The sequence below is a fragment of the Streptomyces sp. NPDC050636 genome, from assembly GCF_040654775.1.
Taxonomy (GTDB): Bacteria; Actinomycetota; Actinomycetes; order Streptomycetales; family Streptomycetaceae; genus Streptomyces.
Genome location: NZ_JBFAIP010000005.1, coordinates 116,321 through 131,926 on the forward strand (window position 1 = coordinate 116,321; position 15,606 = coordinate 131,926).

General features: G+C 71.4%; 13 protein-coding genes. 9 read left to right on the forward strand and 4 right to left on the reverse strand.

Going from position 1 to position 15,606, the window contains the following annotated elements:
• The first annotated feature begins 96 nt into the window (after positions 1-96).
• Positions 97-1,326 carry a cysteine--1-D-myo-inosityl 2-amino-2-deoxy-alpha-D-glucopyranoside ligase gene (gene mshC, locus AB0I10_RS07725; RefSeq protein WP_363151431.1) on the forward strand — a complete coding sequence of 410 codons (1,230 nt, stop codon included), beginning with the start codon at positions 97-99 and terminating at the stop codon, positions 1,324-1,326.
• Positions 1,327-1,431: 105 nt separating this feature from the next.
• Here the strand turns inward: mshC and AB0I10_RS07730 are convergent, their stop codons facing one another.
• Positions 1,432-2,541: a PAC2 family protein gene (locus AB0I10_RS07730; protein WP_363151432.1), complete on the reverse strand. Its 1,110-nt coding sequence runs from the start codon at positions 2,539-2,541 to the stop codon at positions 1,432-1,434.
• Between the two features lie 263 nt (positions 2,542-2,804).
• Here AB0I10_RS07730 and AB0I10_RS07735 point away from each other — a divergent pair, with 263 nt between their 5' ends.
• From AB0I10_RS07735 to AB0I10_RS07770, 8 genes are all read left to right on the forward strand, one after another.
• Positions 2,805-4,265: an enolase C-terminal domain-like protein gene (locus tag AB0I10_RS07735; protein ID WP_363151433.1), complete on the forward strand. Its 1,461-nt coding sequence runs from the start codon at positions 2,805-2,807 to the stop codon at positions 4,263-4,265.
• On the forward strand, positions 4,262-5,071 hold the full coding sequence (locus AB0I10_RS07740) for an SDR family oxidoreductase (protein ID WP_363151434.1): 810 nt from the start codon (positions 4,262-4,264) through the stop codon (positions 5,069-5,071). The genes AB0I10_RS07735 and AB0I10_RS07740 overlap by 4 nt, the downstream gene beginning before the upstream one ends.
• An 85-nt stretch (positions 5,072-5,156) precedes the next feature.
• A complete protein-coding gene (locus AB0I10_RS07745) occupies positions 5,157-6,191 on the forward strand; it encodes a sugar ABC transporter substrate-binding protein (RefSeq protein ID WP_363151435.1) in 1,035 nt (344 codons plus the stop codon).
• On the forward strand, positions 6,188-7,789 hold the full coding sequence (locus AB0I10_RS07750; RefSeq protein WP_363151436.1) for a sugar ABC transporter ATP-binding protein: 1,602 nt from the start codon (positions 6,188-6,190) through the stop codon (positions 7,787-7,789). Before AB0I10_RS07745 ends, AB0I10_RS07750 begins: the two co-directional genes overlap by 4 nt.
• Positions 7,786-8,820 (forward strand): ABC transporter permease, encoded by a 1,035-nt coding sequence (locus tag AB0I10_RS07755; protein ID WP_363151437.1) that lies wholly within the window; start codon positions 7,786-7,788, stop codon positions 8,818-8,820. The genes AB0I10_RS07750 and AB0I10_RS07755 overlap by 4 nt, the downstream gene beginning before the upstream one ends.
• A 14-nt stretch (positions 8,821-8,834) precedes the next feature.
• Entirely contained in the window at positions 8,835-9,836 is a 1,002-nt protein-coding gene (locus tag AB0I10_RS07760) for an aldo/keto reductase (protein WP_363151438.1), read from the forward strand.
• Positions 9,837-9,918: 82 nt separating this feature from the next.
• Complete coding sequence (locus AB0I10_RS07765; protein WP_363151439.1) at positions 9,919-10,755, forward strand: amidohydrolase family protein; 837 nt, start codon at positions 9,919-9,921, stop codon at positions 10,753-10,755.
• A gap of 215 nt (positions 10,756-10,970) precedes the next feature.
• Positions 10,971-11,759, forward strand: coding sequence for a 3-oxoacyl-ACP reductase family protein (locus AB0I10_RS07770; RefSeq protein WP_363151580.1), 789 nt, complete (start codon positions 10,971-10,973; stop codon positions 11,757-11,759).
• A gap of 150 nt (positions 11,760-11,909) precedes the next feature.
• Here the strand turns inward: AB0I10_RS07770 and AB0I10_RS07775 are convergent, their stop codons facing one another.
• The 3 genes from AB0I10_RS07775 to AB0I10_RS07785 form a co-directional block, all read right to left on the reverse strand.
• The gene (locus AB0I10_RS07775) at positions 11,910-12,581 is read right to left on the reverse strand and encodes a FadR/GntR family transcriptional regulator (protein ID WP_363151440.1); all 672 of its coding nucleotides are present in this window, start codon (positions 12,579-12,581) and stop codon (positions 11,910-11,912) included.
• A gap of 101 nt (positions 12,582-12,682) precedes the next feature.
• Positions 12,683-13,723 carry a hypothetical protein gene (locus AB0I10_RS07780; RefSeq protein ID WP_363151441.1) on the reverse strand — a complete coding sequence of 347 codons (1,041 nt, stop codon included), beginning with the start codon at positions 13,721-13,723 and terminating at the stop codon, positions 12,683-12,685.
• Positions 13,724-13,985: 262 nt separating this feature from the next.
• The gene (locus AB0I10_RS07785; protein WP_363151442.1) at positions 13,986-15,605 is read right to left on the reverse strand and encodes a glycerol-3-phosphate dehydrogenase/oxidase; all 1,620 of its coding nucleotides are present in this window, start codon (positions 15,603-15,605) and stop codon (positions 13,986-13,988) included.
• Position 15,606: the final 1 nt, after the last annotated feature.

Sequence of the window (15,606 nt, forward strand, 5' to 3'; positions counted from 1 at the left end):
CCTTGCATGTTTCCCCGTCGATCACAAGACCGCCTTTCCGGCCAACACCCCTGGTCCGGTTCGTATGCGGAACATGCGTCCGGTTACGCTCAAGGCATGCATGCATGGCCCGCTTCTGAGGTCCCCGCCCTGCCTGGTCAGGGCCGCGACCTGAGGATCCACGACACCGCGACCGGCGGACGGGTAACCCTCGATCCCGGTCCCGTCGCCCGTATCTACGTCTGCGGCATCACGCCTTACGACGCCACCCACATGGGGCACGCGGCGACCTACAACGCGTTCGACCTCGTTCAGCGCGTGTGGCTCGACACGAAGCGCCAGGTTCACTACGTGCAGAACGTCACCGACGTCGACGATCCGCTGCTGGAGCGGGCTGCCAAGACCGGTGACGACTGGACGGCGCTCGCCGAGCGCGAGACCGCTCTGTTCCGCGAGGACATGACGGCCCTGCGGATGCTGCCGCCCCGCCACTACATAGGCGCCGTCGAGGCGATACCCGGCATCGTCCCCTTGGTGGAGCGGCTGCGCGACGCCGGTGCCGCGTACGAACTGGACGGTGACATCTACTTCTCCGTGGAGTCCGACGCCCACTTCGGTGAGGTCTCCGGACTGGACGCCGCGGCGATGCGGCTGCTGTCCGCCGAGCGCGGCGGCGACCCCGAGCGGGAGGGCAAGAAGAACCCGCTCGACCCGATGCTGTGGATGGCCGCCCGCGACGGTGAGCCGAGCTGGGACGGCGGCTCGCTGGGCCGCGGCCGGCCCGGCTGGCACATCGAGTGCGTCGCCATCGCCCTGGACCACTTCGGCATGGGCTTCGACGTTCAGGGCGGCGGCTCCGACCTCGCCTTCCCGCACCACGAGATGGGCGCCTCGCACGCCCAGGCGCTCACCGGCGAGTACCCGTTCGCCAAGGCGTATGTGCACGCCGGGATGGTGGCTCTGAACGGCGAGAAGATGTCCAAGTCCAAGGGCAATCTGGTCTTTGTCTCCAGGGTGCGGCGGGACGGCACCGACCCGGCCGCCATCCGGCTGGCGCTGCTCGCGCACCACTACCGCAGCGACTGGGAGTGGACCGACGCGGTGCTGGACGAGGCCGTGGAGCGGCTGGCGCGCTGGCGTGCCGCCGTCTCCCGCCCCGACGGCCCGTCCGCCGACGCCCTGCTGGAGGAGATCCGTACGGCCCTCGCCGACGACCTGGACTCGCCGGCCGCCCTCGCGGCCGTCGACCGCTGGGCCGTCGCCCAACAGGCCGACGGTGGAACGGACGAGTCCGCCCCCGGTCTGGTGTCCCGCACCGTCGACGCCCTCCTGGGCGTGGCCCTGTGACGGTCGGCCGCTGACCGTCTCCTTACGCCTGGGGGCGCCTCCGCCGTGTGGCGGGGGCGCCCCTCTTAGCTCAGTGCCCGGCTTCCGCTCAGTGCCCGGCCTCGCTCAGCGCTCGGTGTCCTCCGGGCCGTCCTCGGGCTTGGCGGCGCTGCCCGGCCCGGTGTCGTCCGGGACGTCCGAAGAACCCGGGGACTCCTTGGTGGTGTCCCGCCGCTCCGCCGTGTCCTCGGGCGGCTTGGGCTCGCGTGGCTCCTTGGGCGCGGGCCGCGGCGGCCGGGTGCGGCCGCTGGTCGTGTCGCGCAGGAACGAGGCGTCGCGGCCGTCGGCGAGCCCGCCCTCCGCTGCCACGCCCGGTCCTGACTGCGGGTCACGGCGGCGCAGATAGCGCTCGAACTCGCGGGCAATCGCCTCGCCGGACGCCTCCGGCAGCTCGGCGGTGTCCCGGGCCTCCTCCAGCGACTGGACGTACTCGGCGACCTCGCTGTCCTCGGCCGCCAGTTGGTCCACGCCCAGCTGCCAGGCGCGCGCGTCCTCGCTCAGCTCGCCGAGCGGGATACGGACGTCGAGCAGGTCCTCCAGGCGGTTGAGCAGGGCGAGGCTGGCCTTCGGGTTGGGCGGCTGGGAGACGTAGTGCGGCACGGCCGCCCACAGGCTCACCGCCGGAACGCCCGCGTGGGTGCACGCCTCCTGGAGGATGCCGACGATGCCCGTGGGGCCTTCGTAGCGCGACTCCTCAAGATCCAGCCGGCCGGCCAGATCCGCGTCGGAGGTGACACCGCTGACCGGCACCGGCCGGGTGTGCGGGGTGTCGCCGAGCAGCGAGCCCAGCACCACCAGCATTTCGACGCCCAACTCATGGGCGAAGCCCAGGATTTCATTGCAGAACGAGCGCCAGCGCATGCTGGGCTCGATGCCGCGGACCAGGACGAGATCGCGCTGCCGACCCTTGCCGTCCGAGTCGCCGACGCGGACGACGGAGAGCCGGGTCGTCGGCCAGGTGATCTTGCGTACCCCGCCGTCCAGGAAGACGGTCGGCCGGTTCACCTGGAAGTCGTAGTAGTCCTCCGCGTCGAGCGCGGCGAAGACCTCGCCCTTCCATTCCCGGTCCAGGTGTGCGACCGCGGCGGAAGCGGCATCACCGGCGTCGTTCCAGCCTTCGAACGCGGCGACCATGACCGGGTCGATCAGCTCGGGAACCCCCTCAAGCTCGATCACCCAGCGCCTCCTTCCAACCGGTCCGGCCTCCCTGGGGCGGCCGGCCGGCAGCAGTTCCATTACGTGCGTTCCCCAGACTACGGCGTCCACGGTGCCGATCCGCAGCCCCTTGGAACGAACCAGTCCCGATTCATCCGACCTGTTTCCATGGTCGTCTGATCAAGTTGCGTACGGGGTCTGGACGCTGCCTTGTGGGCGGGTCTATACATCGGATGACCGGGAAAGGTCCGATGTTCTTCCGAGCCATCTCTGGGAGCGTGCGCATGGCCGTAACCGACACCGTCACCGGGCTCGACGTCCACGACGTCCGCTTCCCCACCTCGGAGCAGCTCGACGGCTCGGACGCCATGAACCCGGACCCCGACTACTCCGCCGCCTATGTCGTGCTGCACACGGGCAGCGGCCCGGCCGGGCACGGCCTCTGCTTCACGATAGGTCGCGGCAACGATGTCATGGCCGCCGCGATCCGGGCGCTCGCCCCGTATGTCGTCGGGCGGCCGGTGCCGGCCACCGCCGCCGATCTCGCCGCACTGCACCGCGATCTCACGCACGACTCCCAGCTGCGCTGGCTCGGCCCCGAGAAGGGCCTGATGCACATGGCGGCGGGGGCGGTGGTCAACGCCGCCTGGGACCTGGCGGCCACCCGTGCGGGCCTGCCGGTCTGGGAGTTCCTGGGCCGTATGAGCCCCGAAGAGCTGGTCTCGCTCGTCGACTTCCGCTATCTCTCCGACGCGCTGACGCCCGACGAGGCACTGGCCATGCTGCGCGCCGCCGAGCCCGGCCGGGCCGAGCGCGCCGCCCGTCTCAGAGCCGAGGGCTACCCCGCGTACACCACCTCGCCCGGCTGGCTCGGCTACGACGACACCAAGCTGGTGCGGCTCGCCAAGGAAGCGGTGGCCGACGGTTTCGGGCAGATCAAGCTGAAGGTGGGCGCCGACCTCGCCGACGACACCCGGCGGATGCGGCTGGCACGGGACGCGGTCGGCCCCGGCGTACGCATCGCCGTCGATGCCAACCAGCGCTGGGACGTGGCCGAAGCGGTCCGCTGGATGACCGCGCTCGCGCCGTACACCCCGCACTGGATCGAGGAGCCGACCAGCCCGGACGACGTCCTGGGGCATGCGGCGGTGCGCTCCGGGCAGCCCGTGAAGGTCGCCACCGGTGAGCATGTCGCCAACCGGGTGGTCTTCAAACAGCTGCTGCAGGCGGGGGCAGTGGACTTCGTGCAGATCGACGCGGCGCGGGTGGCCGGGGTCAATGAGAACCTCGCGATCCTGCTGCTGGCCGCGAAGTACGGCGTGCCCGTCTGTCCGCACGCCGGCGGGGTGGGGTTGTGCGAGCTGGTGCAGCACCTTGCGATGTTCGACTACGTGGCGGTGTCCGGGAGTTGGGACGACCGGGTCATCGAATACGTCGACCACCTCCATGAACACTTCACGGACCCGGTCGTCGTCGAGCACGGCCGCTACCGCGCCCCGGCCGCGCCGGGATTCTCCGCCCGGATGAAGCCGGAGTCGATCGCCGCCTTCGGTTTCCCCGACGGCCCGGTGTGGCGCGACCGGCAGGCCGCCGACAGCCAGGACCACCGGAAGAACCAGCACAACGACGACAACGACAACAACGACAACCGCAACGACAACAACGACAACAGCGAGAACAGCGAGAACAGCGGCGAGAACAACCGGAACACCACCCGGCACGGTGAGCAGGAGGTCTCCGTATGAGCGCAGAACCGCAGATCGGGAAGTCGGCCGGGCAGCAGCTGCGCGACTTCGACGGGATGGGTGCCCTCGTCACCGGCGGCGGCTCCGGAATCGGTGCGGCCACCGCCGCCCTGCTGCTGGCCCGCGGCGCCCGGGTCGCCGTCCTCGACCGTGACCTCTCGGACGCCCCTGCCGGCACGATCCCGGTGAAGGCCGATGTCACCTCCGACGCCGCCGTACGGGCCGCCGTCCAGGAAGCGGTGGCGGAGCTGGGTGTCCTGCACACCCTGGTCGGCAACGCCGGGATCGGCGCCATCGGCACCGTCGAGGACAACGACGACACCGAGTGGGGCCGGGTCCTGGACGTGAACGTGCTGGGGCTGGTGCGCACCGCCCGCGCCGCGCTGCCGCATCTGCGCCGAGCTGCGGACCGGGCGCCCGGCCGGGTTTCCCTCACGCACACCTGCTCCATCGCCGCCACCGCCGGCCTGCCGCAGCGCGCGCTGTACAGCGCCAGCAAGGGTGCCGTCCTCTCGCTGACCCTGGCGATGGCCGCCGACCACGTCCGCGAGGGCATCCGCGTCAACTGCGTCAACCCCGGCACCGCCGACTCCCCGTGGGTCGGCCGCCTGCTGGACCAGGCGGACGACCCGGCCGCCGAACGGGCCGCGCTCAACGCCCGCCAGCCGATGGGCCGGATGGTCACTGCCGGTGAAGTGGCCGCAGCCATCGCGTACTTGGCCTCCCCGGCGGCCTCCGGCATCACCGGATCCGCGCTCGCCGTCGACGGCGGCATGCAGGGGCTGCGCCTCCGCCCCGCCACCTGACCTGCAACTCCTCAGCCAGCCAGCCAGCCAGCCAGCCAGCCAACCAACCAGCCAGCACCCGCACACCACGACCGAGGGATCACCCATGAGACTGCGTACGACCGGCGCGGCGGCCTGCGCCGTACTGCTCGCCGCTGCCGCGCTCGCCGGCTGCAACCGCGGCAGCGACACCGCGGGCGGCCAGGTCGGCATCGATATGCCCCGTACGGACACCGACTTCTGGAACTCCTACCAGCAGTACGTCGAGAAGGGGCTGGACAACGGTGAGGTGTCCGCCCTGCCGCTGTCCAACTCGCAGAACGACATCTCCAAGGTCGTCTCCAATGTGCAGGCGCTGACCGACCAGGGTGCCAAGGCGATCGTGATGGCCCCGCAGGACACCGGTGCCATCGCCGCCGAGCTGGAACGGCTGGCGGAGAAGAAGATCCCGGTGGTGAGCGTGGATACCCGCCCCGACAAGGGCAAGGTCTACATGGTGGTACGTGCAGACAACCGGGCCTACGGGGAGAAGTCCTGCGAATACCTCGGCAAGCGGCTGGGCGGCAAGGGCCGGGTCGCCGAACTCCAGGGCGACCTCAGCTCGATCAACGGGCGGGACCGCTCCGAGGCGTTCGCGTCGTGCATGAAGAAGAAGTTCCCGAAGATCACCGTGCATGAGCTGGCCACCGACTGGAAGGGCGAGGTCGCCTCCGCCAAGCTCCAGAGCCTGCTCGCCCAGCACAAGGACATCGACGGCATCTACATGCAGGCCGGCGGCGCGTTCCTCCAGCCGACGCTGGCCCTGCTGGAGCAGAAGAAGCTCCTCAAGCCGGCCGGGGCCGACGGCCACATCACCATCATCTCCAACGACGGCATACCGGACGAGCTGACCGCGATACGCGCCGGCAAGATCGACGCCACGCTCTCCCAGCCCGCCGATCTCTACGCCAAGTACGCGCTGTTCTATGCCAAGGCGGGCCTGGACGGGAAGACCTTCGAGCCCGGTCCCACCGACCACGGCTCCACGATCGTGAAGATCGAGAACGGCCTGGAGGACCAACTGCCCGCGCCCCTGGTCACCAAGGACAACGTCGACGACAAGAAGCTGTGGGCCAACCAGCTTGAGAAGAAGAAGCCATGACCACGGTGGCCGCCGACCACCCCGCCGTACGCGCCGAGGGCATCGTCAAACGCTACGGGCCCACCGTCGCCCTCGACGGCGCCCGCCTGACCGTACGGCCCGGGGAGGCGCACGCCCTCGTCGGCCGCAACGGCGCCGGCAAGTCCACCCTGGTGTCCGTACTGACCGGGATGGAACGGCCGGACGCCGGCGTGGTCACCTTCGGCGGCGGGCCAGCGCCCGGCTGGGGCGACACCGCCGCCTGGCAGCGCAAGGTCGCCTGCGTCTACCAAAAGTCGATGACCGTGCCGGAACTGACCGTCGCCGAGAACCTCTACCTCAACCGCTTCCAGGGCGAGCACGCCATCCGCTGGCGGGCGCTGCGCGAGCGGGCGCGCGAGCTGCTCGGCGAATACGGCGTCGAGGTCGACCCGGCGGCCAGGATCAAGGATCTCGGCGTCGAGCAGCGGCAGTTCGTGGAAATCGCCAGGGCGCTCTCCTTCGGCGCCCGGCTGATCATCCTCGACGAGCCCACCGCCCGGCTGGACGCCGCCGGCATCGACCGGCTCTTCGGCAAGCTGCGCGGTCTGCGCGCCCAGGGCGTGGCCTTCCTGTTCATCTCGCACCATCTGCAGGAGGTCTACGAGCTGTGTAACACCGTTACGGTCTTCCGTGACGCCCGGCATGTGCTGACCGCCCCGGTCTCCGGGCTGGCCAAGGACGATCTCGTCGCGGCGATGACGGGGGAGGAGGCGGGCGCCGCGCGGCAGTGGCGGACGTCGGGGGGTCCCGTGGGGGAGCCGGTGCTGCGGACCCAAGGGCTGGTGCTGGACGGCGAGTTCGCGCCACTGGACCTGACGGTGCGGACCGGTGAGGTGGTGGGCCTGGCGGGGGCGACGGCCAGCGGGAACACCGCGATCGGCGAGACCCTGGCCGGGCTGCGGACGCCGGGCGGCGGCCGGATCACGGTGCGGGGGCGGCCGGTCCGTACCGGCAGCGTGCCGCACGCGGTCGACGCCGGCATCGGCTACGTACCGGAGGACCGGCACCGCGAAGGCCTCATCCTGGGCCGCAGCGTCGCCGAGAACGCCACCCTGACCGTCACCGGCCAACTCGGGCCGATGGGGACCGTACTGCCCTCCAGGACCCGGGAGTTCGCCGCCCGCATGATCGCTTCGCTGGACATCAAGACGACCGGGCCGGGGCAGCCGGTGTCCGGGCTCTCCGGCGGCAATCAGCAGAAGGTCGTCATCGCCCGCGCGCTGGCCCGCGAGCCGAGCGTGCTGGTCGCCATCCGGCCCACCAACGGCGTGGACGTCAAGTCCAAGGACGCGCTGCTCGGCGTCCTACGGGAGGTCGCGGACGGCGGCAGCGGCGCGGTCATCGTCTCCGACGAACTGGACGATCTACGGGTCTGCGACCGGGTGCTGGCCATCTTCCACGGTCGGGTGGTCGCCGAATTCGGCAGCGGCTGGAGCGATCGCGAGCTGGTGGCGGCAATGGAGGGCATGGGAAGCGGGGACGCGGGGGACTTCGGGGGTGCGGGGGACTCCCGGGACTCCGGGGACACCGTCCAGAGCACGCACCACACCAACGGAGCGGAAGGGACCGCGCCATGACCGAGACCGCATCGCCGCCGGCCACCGACGCGGTGGAGAAGGCGCCGGTACGGGAGAGCCGCCGCCTCGACGTCGCCCGCTGGCGGGACTTCTCCCTGGTACCGGTGATCTTCGTCCTGGGCGTCATCGGCTTCATCGTCTCGCCCGCCTTCCTCACCCAGGACAACCTGATCGGCGTCATCCAGCAGTCCACGGAACTCGGCCTGCTGGTCCTCGGCGAGGCGCTCATCCTGATCAGCGGGCGGATGGACCTGTCGCTGGAGTCGACCATCGGTCTGGCCCCGGTGATCGCCCTGTGGCTGGTGATGCCCGCACACGGCGCCCGCTTCGCCGGCCTGGAGCTCTTCCCGCCCTGGACGGCGATCCCGCTCTGCCTGGCCGTCGGCGCGGCGGTCGGCGCGGCCAACGGCTTCCTCATCCTCAGGCTGCGGGTCAACGGCTTCATCGCCACCCTCGGCATGCTCACCATGCTGCGCGGCCTGCAGGTCGGCATCTCCGAGGGCCAGTCCATCGGCAATGTCCCGGCATCCTTCGCCTACCTGGGCAAGGCCGACTGGCTGGGCGTCCCGGCCGCCGTCTGGATCTGTCTGACCCTCTTCGCCCTCGGCGGCGGGGCCCTCGGCTATCTGCGGCACGGACGCGCGCTGTACGCGATCGGCGGCAACCCGGAGGCGGCCCGCGCGGCCGGCGTACGGGTGGACCGCATCACCTGGATCGTGCTGGCCATCGGCGGGGTGCTCGCCGCGTTCGCCGGGATCCTCTACACCGGCCACTACGGCGCGGTCTCCGCGAGCCAGGGCAACGGCTGGATCTTCCAGGTCTTCGCCGCCGCGGTGATCGGCGGGATCAGCCTCAAGGGCGGCCGCGGCACCCTCTTCGGCGCGCTCACCGGCGTACTGACCCTCCAACTGGTCATCAACGTCATGACACTGGGTGGCGTGCCCCCACTGTGGACGCAGTTCCTCAACGGCATGATCATCATCATCGCGCTGGTCATCTCCCGCTTCACCAGCGGCGAGAAACAGGACTGAGGGACGGGCCCGGAATGGTATATCTCCCCTACGGCGCACGGGAGTTGGGGCGCAGCGGCGTCACCGTCCCGCCCCTCGGCCTCGGCTGCGCACCGCTCGGCAACCTCTACCGCGCCCTCCCCGAGGAGCAGGCGCAGGACGTGCTGCGCACCGCCTTCGCCACCGGCGCCCGCTACTTCGACACCGCCCCGCACTACGGTCTGGGCCTCTCGGAGGAGCGGCTCGGCCGGGCGCTGCGCGGCCGCGACCGTGCCACCTACACCCTCTCCACCAAGGTCGGCCGCAGGCTGCGACCGCTAGCGCCGGGCGAGGAGCCGGACGGCGAGGGCTTCGTGGACACCCCCGCGCGCGCCCGCGTACGGGACTTCTCCCGCGACGGCATCCGGGCCACCCTCGACGCGTCCCTGGAGCGGCTCGGCGTGGACGCCGTCGACATCGTCTATCTGCACGATGCCGAGAACCATCTCCGCGAGGTGTACGAGACCGGCTTCCCGGCCCTCGCCGAGCTGCGCGACCAGAAGATGGTGCGCGCCATCGGTTTCGGTATGAATCACAGCGATCTGCTGGCCCGGTTCGTCGCGGACCTCGATGTGGACGTGGTGCTGTGCGCGGGCCGCTGGACCCTGCTGGAGCGCACCGCCTTCGACGATCTGCTGCCGGTGTGCGAGCGCCGTGGCACCTCCGTGGTCGTCGGCGGCGTCTACAACTCCGGCCTGCTGGCCGATCCGTCCCCCGGAGCGCCCTACAACTATGCGCCCGCGCCGGACGATCTCCTCGACCGCGCCCGCCAACTCGCGGGCGTGTGCGCCGAGTTCGACGTACCGTTGAAGGCCGCCGCGCTCCGCTTCCCGTTCGGACACCCCGCTGTCGCTTCGGCCGTCGTCGGCGCCGCCACGCCCGAGGAGGCCGAGGAGAACGCCGCACTCTTCGCGCGGGACATCCCCGACGCGCTCTGGCACACCCTCGTCGCCCGTGATCTGCTCGACCCCGACCTGCCACTGCCTCTCGACGAGTAAGTCTGGTACCACTCGTCCTTCATCCCTCGTCCTCGATCCTTCATCCCTCATCCCTTCTGGCCGACCCGGGAGTCCGCCCCTGATGCGTATCGACGCCCATCACCACCTGTGGGACCTGAGCAGGCGCGACCAGCCGTGGATGGACGGGCCGTGGGCCGACCCGATACGCCGCAGTTACGCGCTGCCCGACCTCGCCCCGCATCTGGCCGAGCACGGCGTCGACGGCACCGTCGTGGTCCAGTCATCGTCCTCGTACGACGAGACCAGAGAGCTGCTGGCAGTCGCGGCCGGTGAGGGGCCGGTGCGGGGCGTCGTCGGCTGGGCCGATCTCACCGATCCCGCGCTCGCCGACGTTTTGGACGCGCTGCCCGCGGGCCTCGTCGGCCTCCGGCACCAGGTGCAGGACGAGCCGGACCCCGACTGGCTCATCCGCCCCGAAGTGCTGCGTGGCCTGGGCGTCCTGGCCGACGCGGGGCTCGTCTACGACCTGCTGGTCACCCCGCGCGAACTGCCCGCCGCCCACGCCGCCGTGCGCGCCCTGCCGGAGCTGGCCTTTGTACTGGACCATGCGGCCAAACCCGCCGTGGCCAAGGGCGATTGGCAGCCGTGGGCGGACGGGATCGCCGCGCTCGCCCAGCTTCCGAACGTCAACTGCAAACTGTCCGGCCTGGTCACCGAGGCCGACTGGGCCGCCTGGCGGCCGCAGCAGATCCTGCCGTACGCCCGGCATGTCCTGGACGCCTTCGGGCCCGAGCGGGTGCTGTTCGGCTCCGACTGGCCGGTCTGCACCCTGGCCGCCGACTACGAGGACGTCATCGCGCTCGCCGAGTCGGCCACCAGCCGGCTCGGCGAGGCGGAGCGGGCCGCGGTCTTCGGGGGGACGGCCGGCCGGGTGTACGGGATCGGGGCGGCCGGGTAGGGCAGAGCGCGGCGCGGGGCGCTGCGGCGTGTTGTCGGGGCGATGCGGGGCGCTCCGGGCCGGGGCTTTGGCGCGCCGTTGGCATCGTGTCCGGATTCCGCCAGCTTCGTCCGCCGCGCCGCCCGAGGATCGAGCCGTACCGCAGAGGAACGCGGTACACGCAGCACAGACTCGATCCGCTCGCAGCAGACGTAAGGGTGAGACCCATGAGGACCATGCCGACCATGCCGACGACGGTGGCGACGGCAGCAGTGGCGAATGGCGCCCGGCCGCTGGAGGACAAGGTGGCGCTGGTGACCGGTGGGAGCCGGGGCATCGGCGAGGCGATAGCGCTGCGGCTCGCCGCCGACGGCGCGGCGGTCGCGCTGACGTACCAGAGCCGGGAGGACCGCGCCGGCCAGGTCGTCAAGGAGATCGAGGAGGCGGGCGGCCGGGCCTGGGCGGTACGGGCCGACAGCGCGGACCCCGAAGCGGTGTGGGCCTCCGTGGCGGGCGCCGCCGAGCGGTTCGGGCGGCTGGACATCCTGGTGAACAACGCGGGAGTGGGGGTGCTCGGCCCGTTCGAGGGGATCACCCTCGATGACGTGGACCGGGTGCTGCGGACCAATGTCCGGGCGCCCTTCCTGGCGGCCCAGGCCGCGGCCGGGCATCTGACCGAGGGTGGCCGGATCATCTCGATCGGCAGCTGCATGGCCGAGCGGGCCGCCTTCCCCGGCGGCAGCCTCTACGCCACCGCCAAGGCCGCGCTCACCGGTCTGACCAAGACCCTCGCCAGGGAGCTGGGGCCGCGCGGGATCACCGCCAACCTCGTGCACCCGGGGCCCATCGACACCGATATGAACCCGGCCGACGGCGAGAGCGCGGAGATGCAGGCCGGGCTGACCGCGCTCGGCGCGTACGGACAGGCCTGGGACGTCGCGGCGACCGTGGCCCATCTGGCGGGCGAGGGCGGCCGGTACATCACCGGCGCCTCGATCGCGGTGGACGGCGGCTTCGCGGCCTGAGCGGACCCGGCGGGGACGGGGCGGGGATGGGGCGGGGCGGCCCTCGGCGGCGCCGCACTCGCGGGCCGTGCGTGACGGGGCAGCCGGGCGATCGCCGACCTCCCCCAGCCACCGCTGGGAGGCGCCCCCAGCCCGGCTGCCCGGTCAGGGTCACAGCGTCGAGCGCAGCCACTGCTCCACGCTCGCGATATGCACCGTCGCCCACGCCCGCGCCGCCTCCGCGTCCCGGTCGCGCAGCGCGCCGATGATCGCGCGGTGTTCGGTGAGGGTACGGGTGACCGCGTCCTTCTGGGTCAGGCCGCGCCAGATCCGGGCCCGGGTGGTCGGCCCGGACAGGCCGTCCAGCAGCGAGCAGAGCACGGAGTTGCCCGACGCGGAGACGATCCCACGGTGGAACTCCAGATCGCAGGCGACCAGATCCTCGACGGAGGGCTCCGGACCCAGGGCATCCAACTGCGCTTCCAGGACGTCCAGTTCTTCCGGACCGATCCGGGCGGCCGCCATCGCGGTCGCGGCCGGCTCCAGGATCCGGCGGACGGCGAGGAACTCCAGCACCGTGTCGTCGCGGTGGAAGTCCACCACGAAACTCATGGCCTCCAGCAGGAGTTGCGGGTCGAGGCTGGTGACGTACGTACCGTCGCCCTGTCGCACATCCAGGATGCGGATCAGGGAGAGCGCGCGTACCGCCTCGCGCAGCGAGTTGCGGGACAGACCGAGGTCGGCCGCCAACTCGCTCTCCTTCGGCAGCCGGTCGCCCGGCCGCAGCGCACCGGAGACGATCATCCCCTTGATCTTCTCGATGGCCTCGTCGGTGACCGCCATGGCCGCCCTCCCCGCTCGGACCCGCCCGGATCTCGGCGCCCGGATCTCGTCATCGCCCGGACATCCACACAGACAGCTCAGACATCCGATGTCTGAGCCCATTATGACCTGTCGCGCCGCCCCCAGCCGCTCCCGTACGCGGACCAGTCCTCCTCCGTGGCGGCGAAATCGACATACAGCGCCATTCCGAACCGCTGACGGCCCGGATCCTCGCGGGTCAGCCCCAGCCGTATGCCGCGCACCGCGGCCCGCACCGTCTCCGCCGAGGCATGGTGGCCGACGTCGTCGGTATGGAAGAACGGCAGCCCCATCAGCAGATCGGTACGGCCATCCGTCGCCTCCAGCGCCAGCCGGGTCTGCTGCGCCACATAGCCGCCGTACAGGCTCTCCACCGGCAGCGCGGTGTCGTACGACATCAGCGCGATCTGGTCGACACGGCGCGCCACCTGCCCGAAGAACCGCTGGGATATCCACTTCGGATGTCCCGTCAGGGTGCCGGTGACCGTGTGCAGACCGGGCAGCGGGTCGATCTGGTGCACGGCGACGGAGAGTATCGCGCCCCGGTCGTGCACCGCGGGGCCCAGCCGGTCCAGTAGCCGCAGATAGTCGGCGTTGCCGGAGTGCAGCGGCTCCAGGTCCAGATGGACCCCGGCGAAGCCGGCCGCCAGCACCTGACGGGCGCTCCCCACGATCGCCCGGCGGGCCGCGGCGTCCGACAGCCGCAGCCCGCCCCTCTTGCCCGCCTCGTACACCAGCCGGTCGCCAAGCCAGGCGTGCACCCGGACCGACGGCAGCTCCCTGCGCACCGCGGCGATCAGCCAGCGCGCCCGCGGATAGGCCTTGCGGGCCGGCGGCAGCGTGCCGTCGTGCTCCAACGGCCCGGCGTGGACGTACAGATCACGGATTCCGGTGCCCTCGACGCGACGCCGCAGCGCCGCCACATCGGAGTCGTCCTTCCGCCCGTCCACCCAGGCGTGGCCGAGCCAGATCGCGTCCCGCCCGCGCGTGGTGGCATCCGGCGCGGCCGCACCGGCGTAACCGGCCCGCAGCGCCGTCGCTGCCAGCGTCACCGGCAGTACGACGAGCACCACGACCATCCAGGCCGTCCACTTCCCCGCCCGCCGCAATCGTCGCCGAACCATCGCAGCCCCCGTTGTTCCCCCGTTGTTGCTTGCCGGGAACATCATGGCAGCCGCCACTGACAGTCACCGCCCGGCGGACCCCGCAGCGTGCTGGGCGCCTCCCGGTGCCGGGATGACGCCGGACCCGGTGCGGACCCCGCGACCCACTGCCCCGTATGTGGACACGACGATGGGGCGGCCCCCGTGGACCGCCCCATCGTCGTTCATCCGGCGGCGTCGTGACTCGCCGTCAGCTGTTTCCTGTGTCCTTCCGGACGGGCCGTCAGCCCTCCAGCATGTCCTTGACCCGGGTCCGCACGTCCTCTGTGTCCAGACCGCGGATCATCAGCGTCGTACGGCGACGCAGCACATCGTCGACCGTCTCGGCCCACTCGTGGTCCCGGGCGTAGGCGACCTGCGCCCAGATCTCCGGCGCGTCCGGGTGGATGCGCTCGGCCAGCGCCGGGTCGTCGTTCGCCAGGCGTGCGATGTCGAAGGACAGCGAGCCGTAGTGGGTGGCGAGGTGCCGGGCGGTCTCCGGGGCCATCCGCGGGCCGGGCGTGCCGCCGTCGACCAGCAGCCGGTGCGCGACCGCGTTGGGGTTGGCGATACCGGGCAGCGGGAGCTTCTTCGGGAGCTCCGAGATCGGCTCCATGTCGTCGGCCAGCGGGTGGCTGGGGAGCGCGGCGAGCTTGTTCATGACCGTACGGCCGATGTGCCGGAAGGTCGTCCACTTGCCGCCGGCGACCGACAGCATGCCGCCGCTGCCCTCGGTGACGACCGTCTCGCGCTTGGCCTTGGAGGTGTCGCCGGGGCCGCCGGGCAGCACCCGCAGACCCGCGAAGGAGTAGGTGATCAGGTCGCGGGACAGCTGCTGGTCGCGGATCGAGAAGGCGGCCTCGTCCAGGATCTGGGCGGTGTCCTTCTCGTTGACCGCGACATCCGCCGGGTCGCCCTCGTACTCCTCGTCCGTGGTGCCGAGCAGCAGCATGTCCTCCCAGGGGAGGGCGAAGGTGATGCGGTACTTGTCGATCGGGGTGGCCAGCGCGGCCTTCCAGGGGGCGGTGCGCTTGAGGACCAGGTGCGCCCCCTTCGACAGGCGGATGGAGGGGGCCGCGTTCGGGTCCTCCATCTTGCGCAGGTGGTCCACCCACGGGCCGGTGGCGTTGAGCACCAGGCGGGCGTTGACGCCGAACTCCTGGCCGTCCATACGGTCCTTGAGCTCGGCGCCGGTGACCCGGCCCTGGGTGAAGCGCAGGCCGCTGACCTCGGCGTGGTTGAGGACCGTGGCGCCGGCCTCGACCGCCGCGCGGACGGTCATCAGGGCCATCCGCGAGTCGTTCATCTGGTCGTCGCCGTACACGGCCACGGCCTTGAGGTTGTCCGTCTGCAGCTCCGGCACATCGCGCGCGGCCTTGGCCGGGCTTATGACATGGCCGACGCCGTCACCGAACGCGGACAGTGCGGAGTAGGCGAAGACGCCCGCGCCGAGCTTGGCCGCGCCGTGCGGGCCGCCCTTGTAGACGGGCAGGTAGAACTTCAGGGGGTTGGCGAGGTGCGGTGCCACCTGGCGGGACACCGCACGCCGCTCGAAGTGATTCTCCGCCACCAGCTTGACCGCGCCGGTCTGCAGGTAGCGCAGACCGCCGTGGAGCAGCTTGGAGGAGGCGGAGGAGGTGGCGCCGGCGAAGTCGCCGGCGTCCACCAGGGCCACCCGCAGTCCGGCCTGCGCGGCGTGCCAGGCAGTGGAGATGCCCAGAATTCCGCCGCCGATCACCAGGAGGTCGTACGTCGCCTTGGAAAGCTGCTCCCGAGTCTCGGCGCGGCTCGCCACTCCATAAGAAGCACGTGAACCGTTGGCCGGGTGCGTCCCGAGTGCCGGGACGCTCTGCAGGGTGCTCATG